The sequence below is a fragment of the Paractinoplanes rishiriensis genome, assembly GCF_016862375.1.
Classification (GTDB): domain Bacteria; phylum Actinomycetota; class Actinomycetes; order Mycobacteriales; family Micromonosporaceae; genus Actinoplanes; species Actinoplanes rishiriensis.
On the sequence record NZ_BOMV01000069.1, the window covers coordinates 132,503 to 150,054 of the forward strand.

Genomic DNA, 17,552 nt, shown 5'->3' on the forward strand with positions numbered 1-17,552 from the left:
AGCTTAGATCAACGCGCTACCGCAGCGAGGTGGCAAGCGTCTCAAGATTGGCGAGGTCGGTGCGGCCCACCACGACGATTGTCCGGTTCGCCTCGGTCAGCACGATCGCCCGCTCGCCCGGCCGCGCGTCGTAGACCCGCCAGACCCCCACCGCGTTGCGGACGTTGCCCAGCGCCTTGGCCGAGTCGCCCAGTTCGCTCCGCAGCAGGGTGGCCGGCGCGACGCTGCTCTGCAGCAGCTGGACCGGGTCGTCGTCCGGGTCGACGTAGCCGAGCCGCAGCGTCGCCCCGCCGTCGTGCCGGTTGAACGTCGCGGACGACGTGTGCCAGTCCTCGCCCAGTTCGTGCGGCACCAGGACGGTGAACGCCGCCGCCCGCCGCGCCTCGTCGATGGCCGGCGCCGGGTCGACCGTAATCGGCGCGTCGCCGCTGAGCACCACCCGGTAGAAGACGAGCAGCAGGGCGATCGGGATCAGCAGCACGGCCAGCGACATGGCCATGTCGCGGGGCGAGCGTTCCTGTCCACGCTCCAGGCGAGGCGGGGATGCGGGTTCCACACACCCATTGTTAACCATGTCGCTGATGCGGGACTTTGCGCATCCGGGCATGTGAGGATCGGTGGACCACCAGCCCGACCAACAGCCCGACCACCAACCCCGCAGCGCAGCGAGGAGGCCGCATGCCCGCCCGCGTCCCGCAGGATCTCGACCGCAACATCGCCCTCGATCTGGTCCGTGTCACCGAGGCCGCCGCCATGGCGGCCGGACGCTGGGTCGGGCGCGGCGACAAGAACGGCGGCGACGGCGCGGCCGTCGATGCCATGCGCAAGCTCATCAACTCGATCCAGATGCGCGGGATCGTGGTGATCGGCGAGGGTGAGAAGGACGAGGCACCCATGCTGTTCAACGGTGAGCAGGTGGGCGACGGCACCGGTCCCGAGGTCGACGTGGCGGTCGACCCGATCGACGGCACCACGCTGATGAGCAAGGGCATGCCCGGTTCGATCGCGGTGCTGGCGGTGGCCGAGCGCGGCGCCATGTTCGACCCGAGCGCCGTCTTCTACATGGACAAGATCGCCGTGGGCCCGGACTGCGCAGACGTGGTCGACATCAACGCCGGCACCGCGGAAAACCTGCGGCGGATCGCCAAGGCCAAGCGGTCCAGCGTCTCCGACGTCACGGTCTGCATCCTGGACCGGCCCCGGCACGCCAAGCTCGTCGACGAGGTCCGCCAGGCCGGCGCCAACATCAAATTCATCGCGGACGGGGACATCGCCGGCGCCATCTCGGCGGCCCGGATGGAGTCCGACGTGGACGTGCTGATGGGCGTCGGCGGCACCCCGGAGGGCATCACGGCGGCGTGCGCGCTCAAGTGCCTGGGCGGCATGATCCAGGCGAAGCTGTGGCCGCAGGACGACGCCGAACGGGAAAAGGCGCTGGCCGGCGGCCACGACCTCGACCGGGTGCTGACCACCGACGACCTGGTGACCGGTGACAACTGCTTCTTCGTTGCCACCGGCGTCACCGGCGGCGACCTGCTCAAGGGGGTGCGCTACCGGTCCGGTGGCGCGCATACCCAGTCGATCGTGATGCGGTCCAAGAGCGGCACGATCCGGGTCATCGACTCGTACCACCGCCTGGAGAAGCTGGCCCTCTACTCAGCGGTCGACTTCGACGGTCACCTGCCCACCGTGCCGCTCGCCTCCGCGTAGGCGGCGAACGCGTACGTCTCCGCCATGCTGCCCGGCCGCGGTGGTGCGGCCGGGTCCCAGCCCAGTGCGCGGTCCTCGATCGCCTGGGTGAGCAGCGGACGCCAGCGCGGGTCGAGGTGGTCCCGCGCCCACTCCATCGCCTGCCGCTTGTACGCCACCTCGGCGGTGTCCAGCGTGTACAGCGTCCGGCAGTAGGTCGCCACCGCGTACCGCTGGGTCCAGGCGATGTCGAACGGCGCCCAGGTGCGCAGGTCGGACATGATCGTCGGCAGCGCCGCACGGGCTTCGTCGCGCAGCGCCTCCGGCGGCACCTCGTCGACCAGGTCGGTGACCGGCGGCCCGGCCATGGTGATGCCGCGGTTGCGCAGGATCCAGCGCGCGTGCGGGTTGTTGCAGTGGGTGTCCCAGGTCAGCTCGCGGTGCCCGTGGTTGTTGAACAGCCACGGCACGCCCATGTCGGCCACGCTCCGCAGCGAGGCGATGTCCGCGTACGAGCCCTCGAGCTCGCTGGTCCACGGTCCGGTGCGGGTGGGTATCTCGTCGTGCAGGCGGCGCAGGTCGGCCTCGGCCCGGCCGCTGGGCAGGACCGTTGTCGCGATGATGAAGTCGCAGTCGCTGTGCTCGTCACCACCGCCAAGAGCAAAAGAGCCTTGGATGTACGCCCCGACGAACGTGTTGCCGAGAATGTCGCGCGCGGTGCCGACCAGTTCGGTCAGTAGCGCGTCAAGTGCCGGAAATCGAGTGAGCATGCGTTTTCTCCGTACCCGTAAGAAGTTGATGTTTGGCTTCTCAGGGCACAGCGGGTCCGCAGGGCGGCGAAGCAGGAACAGCTCACCGGAGCAAGGTACCCCGCGGCGGCGGCCGGTGCGACGGGATTAGAAGTCGGTGAGCGTCGTCGTGTTGAGCGACGACGACGACCGCTTGCGCCGGAACATGATCGCCGCGAGCACACCGCCGAGCAGGCCCAGCAGGTGGCCCTGCCAGGAGACCGGCTGGTCGGTGGGCAGGATGTTGTAGAGCTGGTACCAGTACAGCAGGCCGATGAACGCGGCCACCCCCAGGTTCCACCAGCTGCGCTCGACCAGGCCGCGGGTCACCAGCAGGCCCAGGTATCCGAAGATGACGCCGCTCGCGCCCACCACGACGCTCTGCGGGTCGCCCACGAACCACACGCCGATGCCGCTGACCATCATGATCACGAAGGTCGACCAGATGAACCGGCGGCTGCCGCCGGCCAGCGCGAACGTGCCGACCAGGATGAGCGGTACGGCGTTGCCGTAGAGGTGGTCCCAGCCGGCGTGCAGGAACGGGCTGAACAGGATGCCGTCGAGCCCGTCGATGCGGTGCGGGATGATGCCACCGGCCAGGTCGAGCTCGCCGGCGCCGATGCCCACGTCGATCGCCTCGATGAGGAAGAGCACCGGGATCACGGCGCACATCGTCACGAAGGCACGCCCCAGCGAGGCGTAGAACGGGTCGGTGCCGAATTTGGCCGCTGGGTCGTAACTCATAGTTCGATAGTTCCAGGCAGTCGCCATCCCTGCCACGTCAGCTGAGTTTGCGGACCGCCCGGCGGATCTCGTCGCGGAACGTGGAGATCTGCGTGTAGACGCCGGGGTAGCCGGGCCGGGCGCAGCCGAGACCCCAGCTGACGATGCCGACCTGCACCCATTCGCCCTTGGCGTCCTTGCCGGCCATCGGTCCGCCGGAATCACCCTGGCAGGTGTCAATGCCCGATTTGCCGGCGCAGATGGACTCCCTCGGCACCAGCTTGACGTGAGCCTTCTCATACTCGGCCACGCACTGCCCGTCGGGCACGGTCGGCACCTTCGCGTAGTGCAGCCGACGTTCCTGTTTCAACGCGTTTTCACGGGTTTGTCCCCAACCCATCACCACGAAAACGCCGCGGTCGTTGTCGTCCTTGGTGAGCGGCAGGGTGGGCAGGTCGAGGGCGCGGTCGAGCTTGATGACCGCCCAGTCCTCGCCGCGTACCTCATCCCGGAAACCCACCGCCCGGATGACGGTGATCGAACGCGCGGTGAGTGCCTTAGGTGATCGGAGGTCCACGGTGCCGGCGGTCACCTTGATGGACTTGTCGTCGCCCGAGCCGTCGACGCAGTGGCCGGCGGTGAGCACCACCCGGGGTGCGGTGAGCGCGCCGCCGCAGCCCACCGACAGCCGCACCACCCAGGGGAACTTGCCCGCCGGGGCAAGCCGGCCGCCGACCACCTCGCGGATCGGCTGCGGCTCGGTGCCCGCGTGGGCCGGAGTGGCCAGTGTGGCCGCCAGCACACCGACCAGCACCAGCGAAGCGACATTTCGGACCATGTCAACATTTGATCACAACAAAACGGGCCGAGCGGTGATGCCGCGCGGCCCGTTTTGGCGGGTTTGTCTACTTAGTACTAGTACCAGCCGACGTCCTGCGAGTGGCCCCAGGCGCCACAGGGGGTGCCGTAGCGACCCTTGATGTAGCCGAGACCCCACTCGATCTGGGTGGCCGGATTGGTCTTCCAGTCCGAGCCGGCCGAGGCCATCTTGCCGCCGGGCAGCGCCTGCGGGATGCCGTACGCGCCGGAACTGCGGTTGGTGGCCCGGTAGTTCCAGCCACTCTCCTTCTTCCACAGCTTGTCCAGGCACGGGAACTGGTCGAGACCGAATCCCTTGTCGAGCATCAGCGTGCACCCGATCGCGCGGCTGCCGCTGTACTCGCTGCACGAGCTGGGAATGGGACCGGTGAAGGCCACCGGGCCGCCGGTCTCCTCGGCCTTCTTCTTGGCCTCGGCCGCCTTCTTTTCGGCGATCACCTTGGCCTCGAGTTCGTGCGCCTTACCGGCTGCGGCCTTGGCCTCGGCGGCCGCCTTTTCGGCGGCGTCACCCTCGGCCTGGCGCTGCCACGCGCGGGCGGCGGCGTGCTCGTTCTGCCGCTGCTTGAGCAGCTGCATGTCGTCGACATCCACCTGGACGACGGTCGACTCTTCGGCACTCCGCTGCTGGACTACCCGGTCCTGTCCGAGGTAGATGCCGCCGATCAAACCCGCCACCAGCAGGCCGACCGACGTAGCTCGTACTCCGACCCGGCTCCAGAGCCGATTCACGAAGTATCCCTTCGTCGGGGGCAATGACGCGGCACGTCCCACCACCGCGAAGGTGGCCGGCCGTGCCGCGAGCACCGCGACCTACCGGGCCGCGACCTCGACCGTTTTCGATCGAGGAGGTGGCCCGATGTCGATCCCCGACGTCGTTGACCACGCGATGATGCTCGCCGAACACCATGGCGCAAGGTGAAGTCGATGTGAAACGGTGGCGCGCTCTTGTGAGCTTGCCCACACCAATTTTCAGCGCAAACCGGTCGATAACTCCCCCGGTCGGGGGTCACCTCACTGGGGGATGTCCTCCAGCAATTCGGTGACGACCTCGGCGATCGGCGACCGCTCGGAACGGGTCAGCGTCACGTGCGCGAAGATCGGATGGCCCTTGAGCGCCTCAATCACCGCGGTGACGCCGTCGTGCCGGCCGACCCGCAGGTTGTCCCGCTGGGCGACGTCGTGGGTCAGCACGACCCTCGATCCCTGCCCGATCCGGGAGAGCACGGTCAGCAGCACGTTGCGTTCCAGCGACTGCGCCTCGTCCACGATCACGAAGGCGTCGTGCAGGCTGCGGCCACGGATGTGGGTCAGCGGCAGCACCTCGAGCATGCCGCGGGCCAGGACCTCCTCCATCACGTTGGCGTGCACCACCGCGCCGAGGGTGTCGAAGACCGCCTGCGCCCAGGGCGACATCTTTTCCGACTCGGTGCCGGGCAGATAGCCCAGTTCCTGGCCGCCGACCGCGTAGAGCGGGCGGAACACGACGACCTTCTTGTGGCGGTTGCGCTCCATGGTGGCCTCGAGACCGGCGCAGAGCGCGAGCGCGGACTTGCCGGTGCCGGCCCGGCCGCCGAGCGAGACGATGCCGATCGTCTCGTCCAGCAGGATGTCGAGCGCGACCCGCTGCTCGGCGGAGCGGCCACGGATGCCGAATGCCTCCCGGTCGCCGCGCACCAGGCGTACGGTCTTGTCGGGGTTGACCCGGGCCAGCGCCGAACCCTTCGGCGAGTGAATCACCAGGCCGGTGTGGCAGGGCAGGTGCTCGGCCTCCTCAAGCTCGAGTTCCTCGCCGCCGTACAGCGCCGAGACCTGGTCCTCGCCGAGTTTCAGGTCGGCCATGCCGGTCCAGGTCGGGTCGCTCGCCTGGCCGTGCCGGTATTCGTCGGCGGACAGGCCCACCGACGCAGCCTTGACCCGAAGCGGCATGTCCTTGCTGACCAGCGTGACGCCCCGGCCCTCGGCGGCCAGCCCGAGGGCGACGGAGAGGATCCGGGTGTCGTTGCTGTCGTTGCGGAAGCCGTGCGGCAGGGCGCTCTGGTCGGCGTGGTTCAGCTCGACCCGCAGGGTGCCACCCTCGTCGTTGCAGAGCACCGGCTGGTCCAGCCGGCCGTGCTTGATACGCAGTTCGTCCAGCATGCGCAGCGCCTGCCGCGCGAACCAGCCCAGCTCGGGATGGTGCCGCTTGCCCTCCAGTTCAGAGATGACCACGAGCGGAATGACGACCTCGTGATCGGTGAACCGGCGAATCGCCGCCGGGTCGGACAGCAGGACCGAGGTGTCCAGAACGAAAACACGGCCCGCTGGGGCCGGTTCCGCGTCCGCGTGCCGATCCCGGGTCTTGCGACCCGTCGCGGTGCGGCTGGAGGTTGTGCTCTCGGCGTCAGAACGGCGTGATGTCACAGGCCTGCTCCAGCGGGCGTGCAACCCGTTGACGCCCGCGGTCCGCCACCTCCGGCGCCCGGCACGTTTGCACGGGGACGGATTGCGGGCCCCGTGGCGCACTTGTCGCAGGTCCGGGCCGGCCGGCTGGCTCGGGATGACCCCGTGCCATGTCTAGAACGCTAGCGGTCAACTGCCCTACGCGGTAGTACGCAAAACACTGGTCGCGGCAATTTCCCGGGCTCGCAACCGGACGTCAGGCAGGTAATCTGACGCTGTGGCAGAGACACCGCGCCCGACCCATCCGTTGAGCGTCGCCGAGGCCTGGTCGGTCACCGCCGACCGCGCGGCGGACACCACCTTCTTCTTCGACTTCGACGGCGTCCTCTCGCCGGTCACCGACGACCCGGAGGCTTCACAACCGGTCGCCGCCGTGCCCGGCGTGCTGGAGCAACTGGCCGCCTCCGTCCGGCGGGTGGCGATCGTTTCCGCCCGGCCGGTGAGCTTCCTCCGCTCGAGATTTGCGTCACTCGAGCGGGTCGACCTCTACGGCCTGTACGGGCTCGAGGTGTGGCACGAGGGCGAGGTGGTCACCGAGCCGGCCGCGCTGCCCTGGATTCCCGCCATGGCCGACCTGACCGAGCGGGCCCGGGCCGAACTGCCCGACGCCGTGCTGGTCGAGTTCAAGCGGCTCTCGGTGGCCCTGCACTGGCGCACCGCGCCGCAGTTGGCGCCGGTGGTCGAGCGCTGGGGTCACGAGCAGGCCGAGCGCCTCGGTCTCAAGATCCAGGGTGGCCGCATGGTGGTCGAGCTCAAGCCGCCGGTCGACCAGGACAAGGGCATGGTGATCACCGAGGGCGTCCGGGACGCGGGCTGCGCCTGGTATTTCGGTGACGACATGTCCGACATCAAGGCGTTCGACGCGCTGCGCGCCCGCGAGGCGGTCGACCCGGCGTTCTTCGGCGTCGCGGTCGCGGTGGCCAACCCCGAGACGGGTGCCGACGTGTCCAACGCGGCCGACCTCACCCTGGAGTCACCGGACGCGGTCACCGCGTTCCTGACCGATGGGCTACGGCGAATTCAGGCCCAATAGTCAGGCACCGTAACGGCGCTGGCGTCCGGCATAGGAGCGCAGCGCCCGGAGGAAGTCGGTCCGCCGGAAATCTGGCCAGTTGGCGTCGTGGAAGTAAAACTCCGAGTGCGCCGACTGCCAGAGCAGAAAGCCGGACAGCCGCTGCTCGCCGCTGGTGCGGATGACCAGGTCAGGATCGGGCTGGCCACGGGTGTAGAGGTGCTCGGCGATGTGCTCGACGTCGAGGATCTCGGCCAGTTCCTCGAGGGTGCCGCCGCGGGCGGCGTGTTCCTGGAGGAGCGAGCGCACCGCGTCGGCGATCTCGCGCCGGCCGCCGTAGCCGACCGCCATGTTGACCTCGACGCCGACCGTACGGTCGCGGGTTTTTTCCTGGGCTGCCTTGAGCGCGGTGGCCGTCGGGCCGGGCAGCACGTCGAGCGCGCCCACCATGCGCAGCCGCCACGGGTTGCCGTCCTCGGCCAGCTCGGTGGCGAGGTCCTCGATGATTTTGACGAGCGGGTCGAGTTCGGCGGCTGGGCGCTGGAGGTTGTCGGTGGCCAGCAGATAGAGCGTGACGTGCTCGATGCCGGCCTGGTCGCACCAGGTGAGCAGTTCCTTGACCCGGGCGGCGCCCACCCGGTGGCCGTCGTTGGGGTCGACGAAGCCCATTTCGCGGGCCCAGCGGCGGTTGCCGTCGCACATGACACCGACGTGTTTGGGCACGGGTTTACCGGCCAGCTTTCCGGCCAGCCGCCGCTCGTAGAAGGTGTAGACCAGGGACCGCAGACTCATCGTCTAAGACCCTAGCCCGCGACGGTTGACGCTCAAGGGTTGCCCGGCGCGTCCGGGGCGTGATGCGTCCGATCATGCGAAGACGGAGAAGCCGGTCAGGGCGGGGTAACTCCACCATCCGGGCGAAAAGCCGGCCCCCGGACAGGCACCGGGAGGCCGGCTCTGCCTCAGCCGTTGTGGAGCCGGGCGCGCAGGGCGTCCAGTTCGGCCCAGAGCACCGCGGGCAGCTTGTCGCCGAACTTGGCGAACCACTCGGTCACCTGCGGGATCTCGGCAAGCCACTCGTCACGGTCGACGGTCAGCACGGCCCGGAGGTCGGCCTCGTCGAGGTCCAGGCCGGTGCGGTCGAGAGCCGCCACGGTCGGCACGTGACCGATCGGCGTCTCGACCGCCTGGCCCTCTCCGTCCAGCCGCTCGCAGACCCACTTGAGCACCCGGCCGTTCTCGCCGAAGCCCGGCCACAGGAACCGGCCGTCGTCGCCGCGCCGGAACCAGTTGACGTAGAAGATCTTGGGCAGCTTGGCGGCGTCGCCCGGAGCGTTCTTGGCGATGTCGATCCAGTGCTGGAAGTAGTCGCCGGCGTGGTAGCCGATGAACGGCAGCATCGCCATCGGGTCGCGGCGGACCACACCGACCTGGCCCACCGCGGCGGCCGTGGTCTCGGACGACAGGGTGGCGCCGAGATAGACGCCGTGCACCCAGTCGCGGGCCTCGGTCACCAGCGGCACGGTCGTCTTGCGCCGGCCACCGAAGAGAATCGCGTCGATCGGTACGCCGCGCGGGTCGTGATACTCGTCGGCGAGAATCGGGCACTGCTCGATCGGCGTACAGAATCGGCTGTTGGGGTGGCTTGACGGGTTTTCCGAGGCCGGTGTCCAGTCGTGGTTCTTCCAGTCGGTGAGGTGCGCGGGCGGCTCCCCCATGCCCTCCCACCAGATGTCGCCGTCGTCGGTGAGCGCGACGTTGGTGAAAACCGAGTTGCCCCGGGCCAGCGTGCGCATCGCGTTCGGGTTGGTGTGGAAGTCGGTGCCGGGTGCGACGCCGAACAGGCCGAACTCGGGGTTGGTGGCCCACAGCCGGCCGTCCTCGCCGAACCGCATCCAGGCGATGTCGTCGCCGATGGTCTCGACCTTCCAGCCCGGCAGCGTCGGCTCGAGCATGGCCAGATTGGTCTTGCCGCACGCCGACGGGAACGCGCCCGCGATGTAGCGGACCTGACCCTCCGGCGAGGTCAGCTTCATGATCAGCATGTGCTCGGCAAGCCAGCCCTCGTCCCGGGCGGCCACGCTGGCGATCCGCAGCGCGTAGCACTTCTTGCCGAGCAGCGAGTTGCCGCCGTAGCCGGACCCGTACGACCAGATCTCGCGGGTCTCCGGGAAGTGCGAGATGTACTTCGTCTCGTTGCACGGCCAGGCCACGTCCTCCTGGCCCGGTTCGAGCGGCGCGCCCACCGAGTGCAGCGCCGGGACGAAGTCGGCGTCGTCGCCCATCGCGTCCAGGACCTCGGCCCCCATCCGGGTCATGATGCGCATGCTGGCGACGACGTACGGGCTGTCGGTGAGCTCGACGCCGAACATCGGGTGCTCGGCCTCGATCAGGCCCATACAGAACGGGATGACGTACATGGTCCGGCCCCGCATGCAGCCGGTGTAGAGCCCGGTCATGGTGGCGCGCATCTCGGCCGGCGCCACCCAGTTGTTGGTCGGTCCGGCGTCGGCCTCGTCGGCCGAGCAGATGAACGTGCGTTCCTCGACGCGGGCCACGTCACCCGGATCGGTCCGGGCCCAGAACGAGTTGGGTTTCTTCTCCGGATCGAGCCGGACCAGGGCACCCGAGTCGACCAGCGCATCCGTGATGGCGGTCCACTCGTCCTTGGATCCGTCGCACCAGACGATCCGGTCGGGCGTGGTCAGGGCGGCTACCTCGTCGACCCAGGCGAGCAGACGGCCGTGCTCGGTGGGGCCAGGGGAGGTGGGGCCGGGGGAGGTGGGGCCAGCGGAGGTCGGGGGCTGCAGCAAGATGATCTCCTTCGGTCGGCACTGACCAATGACCGCAGCGGCCGGCGGCACCGGCCCGTGGTCATGGGAGTCAGCTCAGCCTAAGCCGATGTGACTGGAGGTTCATCGGTTGTTCCTGTGGACAACCGCACAATCCTCGGAAACTTTGCTTGCAGACGATCGATTCTTCACCGCTTGATGCACGTACGCGCAGCGCTGGCTTAACGGACAGGACAGGCCCGCCCGTTCGGCGACTTTCACAAAACGGACCAAACGTCTTAAGCTTCCGGTAACTGGTCTTTCCTCCCACTCCCGCATCAGGAGGCAGGAATGACGATCACGGGCAGCGAATCGGACTCGGACACCAACCTGCTGGCCGCGGTCCGCGCCGGCGACACCGCGGCCTACGGCGTGCTGTACGAACGCCATCGCGCCGCGGCTCGGCAACTCGCCTTCGGCCTGGCCCGCGACCCCGCCGACGCCGACGACCTGGTCGCCGAGACGTTCGCCAAGGTGTTCGCGTCACTGCGCGCCGGGCGCGGGCCACTGGTCGCCTTCCGCGCCTACCTGCACACGACCATGCGGCACGTCTGCTACCACCGGGCCCGGCGCGATCGGCGGCTCGAATTCACCGACGACCTGACCAGGTACGACGAGGGCCAGCCGTTCACCGACCCGGCGCTGGACCGGCTGGAGCGCGCCTACGCCGCGGCCGCGTTCCGGCAACTGCCCGAACGATGGCGCGACGTGCTGTGGCAGACCGCGGTGGAGGGCAACACGCCGGCCGAGGTGGCCGGGATGCTCGGGATGACGCCGAACGCGGTGGCCGTGCTCGCGCACCGGGCCCGGGAGGGACTGCGCAGTCTCTACCTACAGCAACACGTGGCGGTGGCCGATCACCCGGAGTGCCGATGGGCCGGCGACCGGCTCGGCAGCCATCTGCGCGGTCGCCTGGCACCGCGCGACGACGCCCGGATGCGTTCCCACCTGGGCTGGTGCGGTGACTGCCGGAGCCGGTTCGCCGAGATCAGCGAGATCGACGGATTGCGTCACCGGCCGTATCGGCAGCGTCACCGGTTAAGACTCGCCAACGAAAACAGCGGTGCGTGACTGCCCCCGGTACTCTCGGAGCGTGCCCGAGATACCCGCCACGCAGCCGCACCGACTGCGCACCAAGTTTCGGGCGCTGCTCCGCGAGTTGAGCAAGTTCGGCACGGTCGGCGGCATCGCGTTCACCATCGACCTGGCCATCTTCAACGTGCTGCTCCAGTCGGACGTGGAGACCCTGGTCGCCAAGACGATCTCCACGGTGCTCGCGACCACCGTCGCGTTCACCGGCAATCGCTTTTGGACGTGGCGACACCGCGCCCACTCGCACATGGCCCGGCAGTACACGATGTTCTTCGTGCTGAACGCGATCGGCCTCGGCATCGGCCTGTCCTGCCTCGCGATCAGCCACTACGGGCTCGGCCAGATCTGGCCGGCGTTCCAGACCCCGCTGGCCGACAACATCTCGGGCCAGTTGGTCGGCACCGCGGTGGGCACCCTGTTCCGGTTCTGGTCCTATCGCCGGTTCGTGTTCCGCGACACACCCGCACACGATCCGGTCAGCACGGGACAGCATCCCGAGCACCGCCCGACTAATGTGTCCACGCCGCCCTCCCCCGTACGTGACACGGCGTGACCGTCGCCACATCTTCCCGTTAGGTAGCCACATGCCTTCAGCCAGTTCGCTGACGGATCGCCTGCGCCGTCTCGCCCCCGAAGCGATCGCGTTCGGGGTCATCGGCGCCGGTAACACCATGCTCTACATGGCGATCACCTGGGTGTGCCTGCCGATCGGCGCGGTCAAGGCGAGTGTCATCGCGACGCTGGTGACCACCACACTGGCCTACTTCGCGAACCGCTACTGGACCTACCGGCACCACACCCGGACGGCACTGCGCCGGGAGTACACGCTGTTCTTCGGGTTCAACCTGGTCGGCATGGTCATCCAGTCCGGCACCATCGCGATCGGCAAGTACGGCTTCGGCCTCACCGAGGAGCACGACGAGCTGATGTTCCTCGGGGTCACGGCGCTCGGCGTGGCCATCGGCACGGTGTTCCGCTTCTGGGCGTACCGCACCTTCGTCTTTCTCAAGCCGCCGGTGGACGGACACGAGGCCGAACTGGCCGACCTGGACGCGGTGGCCGGCCTGGCCGAGCTGAGCACGGAGAACGAGCCGGGCAGCATCGCCAAGCTGGACGCGACCGCTACCTGACTGAGCGGGGTCAGCGGCGGAAGATCCGCCGGCGGGCCGGCGGCGCCTCCTCCACTTCCTCTTCCTCGTCCTCGGGGTGGCGCACGCGGTCCTGCTCGATCAGCTCGTAGAGCACGGTCTGCACCTGCTGCGCGTCCGGCACCGCGGCCAGCACCGCGGCCTGGTCGCCGATCGAGTCGACGGTCAGCGTCCCGGAGCCGAACAGACGGTCCACGAACGACTGTGTCACCACGTGGTCGTTGATCCGGTTGAGCGGCAGGTCGCGGCGCTCGCGGGCGATCACACCGTCCTGGAGCAGGACCCGCTCGTCGGTCAGCACGTAGTGGGTGCACCGCCAGATCACCAGCGGGCTGATCCCGTACCGGATCCCGTGGTAGAGCATGATCGCCGAGACCACGCCGAAGCCCAGGAAGCCGCCGCTGTTCTGCGGCAACATCACCCAGGTCAGGGTCATCACGGCCAGGGCCAGCACCACGACCAGGGCCGGGCGCACCGCCGTCTTCCAATGCGGGTGCAGGTGGAGGACGACCTCTTCCTCTTCGGTCAACACCTCGTCCGGGAACGCCACAGCGTCAGCGTACGTGCAGCACGTCACCGGCCGAGACGCGATGGTCGGTGCCGTCAGCCGTACGGATCACCAACTGACCGCCGTCGTCCACCGCGGTCGCGTCGCCGGCCAGTTCGCCGCCGCCCGGCAGCAGCACCCGGACCTGGCGGCCCACCGTGTCCGACCCGCGCCGGTACGCCGCCAGCAGGCCGGACAACTCGGCGTCGCCGTCCGCCTCGCGCCAGCCCGCGTACCAGCCGGCCATCCCGCGCAGCAGCGCGCGCAGCAGCGGGTCGCGGTCGGTAGCGGCGGCGCCGGCCAGCCGGAGCGACGTCGGCGGCAGACCGGTGGTCGCGGGCAGTTCCTCGGACCGGGTGGTGACGTTCAGTCCGATCCCGACGATCACCGCGTCGCCGCTCACCTCGGCCAGGATGCCGGCGCATTTGCCGCCGCCGACCACCAGGTCGTTCGGCCACTTCAGGGCGGCCTCGACCTCGGCCACCCGGTGCACCGCCTCGAGCAGCGCGACCCCGGCCAGCAGCGGCAGCCAGCTGAACGCTCCCGGAGCGACGGCCGGCCAGCCGCGGTCCGGGCGGGCCTCGCCGGGGCGCAGCAGGATGCTCAGGGTGAGGCCGGCGCGCGGCGGCGAGACCCACTGCCGGTCGCGGCGGCCCCGGCCGGCGGCCTGCTGCTCGGCCACCACGACGAGGCCCTCGGGCGCACCGGTCGCGGCGGCCGTGGCGACGTCGGCGTTGGTGGAACCGGTCTCGGCGCGGACGTCGATCCGGGTCCAGAGACCGCCGGGGGTGAGCAGGGCGCGGTCGAGGGCCCGCGCGGAGAGCGGCGGACGGTCCAGATCGGTGTACGGCGACGCGGGCACCGGTCGAGCCTAGTGCTAGCTGGTCAGTGCGGCGGGTCGGCGGCGTGCCGGCTGACGTACACCGTGCGGTTCTCGGCCGGGGGATCCGGCTGCGGGCGCGGGCGGGGCCGGCGACGCGGTTCGTGCTCGGCCTTCTCGTTCCGGCTCGACCAGGAACGCGGCAGCCGGATCCGGCTCGGCCGCTCCTCGTCGCCGGCCGACCAGACCGGTACCACCTCGGTGGGTTCGCTGGCCACCGGGACCAGGTCGAACCCGGTGGCCGGCTCGTAGGCCGGCACGGCCGGGAGACGCTCGACAGGCAGCGGCCAGCCGTAGCCCTTGGCCGACGGTTCCGGGTCACCGCCGAGGTCGACCGGGATGGGCGTCCAGTACTCGCCGGGGCGCGGTTCCTCGGACGGCGACTGGTATTCGGGGCGCACCCAGCCGTCGATGCGGTCGCCGTAGCGGTCCGGGTGGCGGACGGGTTCGGCGGGCTCGTCCGGCAGTTCCTCGTGCACCAGGGCCTGCTCGTGCACCAGCGTCTGGAGGTCCTCGCGGGCGATGACCTTCTGCTCCTCGTGCGCAAAGATCGCCTGCTCGTCCTGCCCAGCGGCAGCGGCGTCCGTCCCGAAGCCGTCGTCGTCACGCTCGGGACCTTCGTCCTCGCGCCCGAGAACTTCATCGCGGTCGCGCGTGAAGTTCTCGTCGTCGGCGACGAGAACCTCCGGCGCCGCGGCCTCCGGCAGGCCGTCTTCGTCCGCTTCGGCGAAGCCGATCGAGGCGAGCCCGCCCCGCTCGTCATCCGCCCCCAGGCCGAGCGCGGCCAGACTCCCCCGCTCGTCCTCGTCCGCGTCTTCCGGATGGAGCGAGTGACTCCCCGCCGAGACCAGCGCCCGCCGACGCCCGCGCCGCCCGCGCCGTCGAGGCGCCTCCTCGACAATCGGCACAAATTCGCCCGAACCCGGCTCACCCGAAACCGGCTCGTCCACCACCGGCACCGCGTCCGCCGCATCGGGCCCGAGCACCGGCTCGACCGGCCCCGCCAGCGCGGCCCGCCGCCGCGGTGCGTCGATGGCCCGCCGCTGGCGCCGTCCGGCCCGCCGTTCGCCCCCGCCGAACAGCACCGAGCGGAAGCTGATCAATGTGGCGAGGCCACCGGCGATGAGGGCGAGCCCGGCCGCGGTCATCCAGTTCGTCACGCTCGGAGTAACGAATGGGGCATTGGGTGCGAAACGCACCCGTAGCGACGCCGGATCGGTACCGGATTACGATCACAAAGTTAGCGAGAGTTAAGGCGACGAGGATTGGTGGATCCCGTGACGACTCAGCAGGACGCGGTCCAGGCCGACATCCACACCACCGCCGGCAAGCTTGCCGACCTCGAGCAGCGCACCGACGAGGCGGTACACGCCGGTTCCGCCCGGGCCGTCGAGAAGCAGCACGCCCGCGGCAAGAAGACCGCCCGCGAACGGATCGACCTGCTGCTCGACGACGACTCGTTCGTCGAACTGGACGGGCTGGCCCGGCACCGGTCGACCGCCTTCGGCATGGACGCCAACCGCCCGTACGGCGACGGCGTGGTGACCGGCTACGGCACCGTCGACGGCCGGCAGGTGTGCGTCTTCTCGCAGGACTTCACGGTATTCGGCGGCTCCCTCGGCGAGGTCTTCGGCGAAAAGATCGTCAAGGTCCTCGACCTGGCCATGAAGATCGGCTGCCCGATCATCGGCATCAACGACTCCGGCGGCGCTCGCATCCAGGAGGGCGTGGTGGCGCTCGGCCTGTACGCCGACATCTTCTTCCGCAACGTGCGGGCCAGCGGCGTCATCCCGCAGATCTCGCTGATCATGGGCCCGTGCGCGGGCGGCGCCGTGTACTCGCCGGCGATCACCGACTTCACCGTGATGGTCGACCAGACCTCGCACATGTTCATCACCGGCCCCGACGTGATCAAGACGGTGACCGGCGAGGAGGTCGGCTTCGAGGAGTTGGGCGGGGCCCGCACCCACAACTCCCGCAGCGGCAACGCGCACTATCTGGCCAGTGACGAGGAGGACGCGATCGACTATGTGCGCGCTCTCCTCTCGTACCTCCCCAGCAATAACCTGGACGAACCGACCACCTATGACGTTCCCGCCCACCTCGACCCCGGCGAAGCTGATCGTGCTCTGGACGCGCTGATCCCGGACTCGGCCAATCAGCCCTACGACATCAAGAAGGTCGTCGAGACGGTGGTCGACGACTTCCTCGAGGTGCAGCCGCTCTACGCGCAGAACATCGTGGTCGGCTTCGGGCGCGTCGAGGGCCGCCCGGTCGGCGTGGTCGCCAACCAGCCGATGCACTTCGCCGGCACGCTCGACATCGCGGCCAGCGAGAAAGCGGCCCGGTTCGTGCGCACCTGCGACGCGTTCAACATCCCGGTGGTGACGTTCGTCGACGTGCCCGGCTTCCTGCCGGGCACGTCGCAGGAGTGGGACGGCATCATCCGGCGGGGTGCCAAGCTGATTTACGCGTACGCCGAAGCGACCGTCCCCAAGGTCACCGTCATCACGCGTAAGGCGTACGGCGGCGCGTACGACGTCATGGGTTCGAAGCATCTCGGCGCCGACCTCAACTTCGCCTGGCCCACCGCCCAGATCGCGGTGATGGGCGCCCAGGGCGCGGTCAACATCCTCTACCGCGGCGAGATCGGCACCGCCGAGCGACGGGCCGAACTCATTCAGGAATACGAGGACACGCTGGCCAACCCCTATATCGCGGCCGAACGCGGTTACGTCGACGCCGTCATCCGCCCGTCCGAGACCCGCGGGCAGATCGTCCGGGCGCTGCGCACGCTACGCACCAAACGCGAGACGCTGCCGCCCAAGAAGCACGGCAACATCCCGCTCTAAGGCTGGTTCCGCAGCAGCAGGACGCCGCCGAACACCAGCGCGGCCAACGACCCCAGCCAGAACAGTGCGACGAAGAACGCGCTGGACAGGTGGGTCTTGGCGGCGAGCTGCCCGGTGTCCGGCTCGCCGCCGGCCTGCCAGTTGAAATAGAGCTCCGGGATCTGGCGCGCCCCGCCCATCAGCAGGAACCACACCCAGATGTAGGCGAAGACCAGCTGCACCTGCTCGTTGGCTCGCATCGCCACGGTCCAGATCAGCAGCCCGGTCAACGGCACCACGAACAGGCCGAACACGTTGCGCACCATGATCAGCAACAACGCCATGAGGACCAGCGTCAGGAGCAGGATGGTGCGCGGCGCGACGCCGTGCACCAGCATCCACGCGCCCGCCAGCCCGAAGATCGACGGTCCCAGGTAACCGGCCAGGCCCATCGCGAGCGTCTGCAGCACCGTCGCTTCGGTGTTGCGGAAGACCACGCTGCCGGCGCCGCCCCGGTCCACCCGGACCTTCTTGATCAGCAGTCCGGTCAGCCGGCCGAACATCGCGTGGCCACCCTCGTGCGCGATGGTGATGGCGTGCGTCGTGAACCGCCACAGCGGCACGGCGGCCACGAAGGCGACCACCCCTGTGGTCCAGGCGATACCGGGATCCGCCATCGCCGCAACGTATCGACGT

Annotated in this window: 18 protein-coding genes; 6 read left to right on the forward strand and 12 right to left on the reverse strand. The window is 69.4% G+C overall.

Annotated elements, in window-relative coordinates; translation table 11 throughout:
• Positions 1 to 16 precede the first annotated feature (16 nt).
• Positions 17 to 556: a DUF4245 domain-containing protein gene (locus tag Ari01nite_RS32675; protein ID WP_239163225.1), complete on the reverse strand. Its 540-nt coding sequence runs from the start codon at positions 554 to 556 to the stop codon at positions 17 to 19.
• Positions 557 to 678: 122 nt separating this feature from the next.
• On the opposite strand from Ari01nite_RS32675, the gene glpX reads away from it, so the two are divergent.
• Positions 679 to 1,710 carry a class II fructose-bisphosphatase gene (gene glpX, locus Ari01nite_RS32680; RefSeq protein ID WP_203786088.1) on the forward strand — a complete coding sequence of 344 codons (1,032 nt, stop codon included), beginning with the start codon at positions 679 to 681 and terminating at the stop codon, positions 1,708 to 1,710.
• On the opposite strand, the gene Ari01nite_RS32685 is transcribed toward glpX, so the two are convergent.
• The 5 genes from Ari01nite_RS32685 to phoH2 form a co-directional block, all read right to left on the reverse strand.
• Complete coding sequence (locus Ari01nite_RS32685; protein WP_203786089.1) at positions 1,677 to 2,459, reverse strand: aminoglycoside adenylyltransferase domain-containing protein; 783 nt, start codon at positions 2,457 to 2,459, stop codon at positions 1,677 to 1,679. The genes glpX and Ari01nite_RS32685 overlap by 34 nt on opposite strands.
• Positions 2,460 to 2,585: 126 nt before the next feature.
• Complete coding sequence (locus Ari01nite_RS32690) at positions 2,586 to 3,221, reverse strand: rhomboid family intramembrane serine protease (protein ID WP_203786090.1); 636 nt, start codon at positions 3,219 to 3,221, stop codon at positions 2,586 to 2,588.
• Positions 3,222 to 3,258: 37 nt separating this feature from the next.
• Positions 3,259 to 4,038, reverse strand: a complete 780-nt coding sequence (locus Ari01nite_RS32695) for a S1 family peptidase (RefSeq protein ID WP_203786091.1) — start codon at positions 4,036 to 4,038, stop codon at positions 3,259 to 3,261.
• Between the two features lie 77 nt (positions 4,039 to 4,115).
• Positions 4,116 to 4,808: an aggregation-promoting factor C-terminal-like domain-containing protein gene (locus Ari01nite_RS32700; RefSeq protein WP_203786092.1), complete on the reverse strand. Its 693-nt coding sequence runs from the start codon at positions 4,806 to 4,808 to the stop codon at positions 4,116 to 4,118.
• A 282-nt stretch (positions 4,809 to 5,090) separates the two neighbouring features.
• On the reverse strand, positions 5,091 to 6,479 hold the full coding sequence (phoH2, locus tag Ari01nite_RS32705; protein ID WP_203786093.1) for an RNA 5'-3' helicase PhoH2: 1,389 nt from the start codon (positions 6,477 to 6,479) through the stop codon (positions 5,091 to 5,093).
• A 256-nt stretch (positions 6,480 to 6,735) separates the two neighbouring features.
• Between phoH2 and otsB the strand changes: the two genes are divergently transcribed.
• Complete coding sequence (gene otsB / locus Ari01nite_RS32710) at positions 6,736 to 7,551, forward strand: trehalose-phosphatase (RefSeq protein WP_203786094.1); 816 nt, start codon at positions 6,736 to 6,738, stop codon at positions 7,549 to 7,551.
• Here the strand turns inward: otsB and Ari01nite_RS32715 are convergent, their stop codons facing one another.
• Positions 7,552 to 8,322, reverse strand: a complete 771-nt coding sequence (locus tag Ari01nite_RS32715) for an isoprenyl transferase (protein WP_203786095.1) — start codon at positions 8,320 to 8,322, stop codon at positions 7,552 to 7,554. It abuts the gene before it with no gap.
• Between the two features lie 167 nt (positions 8,323 to 8,489).
• Entirely contained in the window at positions 8,490 to 10,340 is a 1,851-nt protein-coding gene (locus Ari01nite_RS32720) for a phosphoenolpyruvate carboxykinase (GTP) (RefSeq protein ID WP_239163226.1), read from the reverse strand.
• A 309-nt stretch (positions 10,341 to 10,649) separates the two neighbouring features.
• Between Ari01nite_RS32720 and Ari01nite_RS32725 the strand changes: the two genes are divergently transcribed.
• The 3 genes from Ari01nite_RS32725 to Ari01nite_RS32735 are packed head-to-tail and all read left to right on the forward strand — an operon-like array spanning position 10,650 to position 12,580.
• Complete coding sequence (locus tag Ari01nite_RS32725; RefSeq protein WP_203786096.1) at positions 10,650 to 11,429, forward strand: sigma-70 family RNA polymerase sigma factor; 780 nt, start codon at positions 10,650 to 10,652, stop codon at positions 11,427 to 11,429.
• A 22-nt stretch (positions 11,430 to 11,451) separates the two neighbouring features.
• Complete coding sequence (locus tag Ari01nite_RS32730; RefSeq protein WP_239163227.1) at positions 11,452 to 12,003, forward strand: GtrA family protein; 552 nt, start codon at positions 11,452 to 11,454, stop codon at positions 12,001 to 12,003.
• Between the two features lie 31 nt (positions 12,004 to 12,034).
• Positions 12,035 to 12,580: a GtrA family protein gene (locus Ari01nite_RS32735; protein ID WP_203786097.1), complete on the forward strand. Its 546-nt coding sequence runs from the start codon at positions 12,035 to 12,037 to the stop codon at positions 12,578 to 12,580.
• A 10-nt stretch (positions 12,581 to 12,590) separates the two neighbouring features.
• Here Ari01nite_RS32735 and Ari01nite_RS32740 read toward each other — a convergent pair whose 3' ends face one another.
• From Ari01nite_RS32740 to Ari01nite_RS32750, 3 genes are read right to left on the reverse strand one after another with little or no spacing between them, the layout of a single operon-like run.
• The gene (locus Ari01nite_RS32740; RefSeq protein ID WP_203786098.1) at positions 12,591 to 13,148 is read right to left on the reverse strand and encodes a PH domain-containing protein; all 558 of its coding nucleotides are present in this window, start codon (positions 13,146 to 13,148) and stop codon (positions 12,591 to 12,593) included.
• A gap of 4 nt (positions 13,149 to 13,152) precedes the next feature.
• Positions 13,153 to 14,007 carry a biotin--[acetyl-CoA-carboxylase] ligase gene (locus tag Ari01nite_RS32745; RefSeq protein WP_203786099.1) on the reverse strand — a complete coding sequence of 285 codons (855 nt, stop codon included), beginning with the start codon at positions 14,005 to 14,007 and terminating at the stop codon, positions 13,153 to 13,155.
• 23 nt (positions 14,008 to 14,030) lie between these two features.
• Entirely contained in the window at positions 14,031 to 15,185 is a 1,155-nt protein-coding gene (locus Ari01nite_RS32750; protein ID WP_203786100.1) for a hypothetical protein, read from the reverse strand.
• Positions 15,186 to 15,302: 117 nt separating this feature from the next.
• Between Ari01nite_RS32750 and Ari01nite_RS32755 the strand changes: the two genes are divergently transcribed.
• Positions 15,303 to 16,877 carry an acyl-CoA carboxylase subunit beta gene (locus Ari01nite_RS32755; RefSeq protein WP_203786101.1) on the forward strand — a complete coding sequence of 525 codons (1,575 nt, stop codon included), beginning with the start codon at positions 15,303 to 15,305 and terminating at the stop codon, positions 16,875 to 16,877.
• Here the strand turns inward: Ari01nite_RS32755 and Ari01nite_RS32760 are convergent.
• Entirely contained in the window at positions 16,874 to 17,533 is a 660-nt protein-coding gene (locus tag Ari01nite_RS32760; RefSeq protein ID WP_203786102.1) for a M50 family metallopeptidase, read from the reverse strand. The genes Ari01nite_RS32755 and Ari01nite_RS32760 overlap by 4 nt on opposite strands.
• Positions 17,534 to 17,552 lie beyond the last annotated feature (19 nt).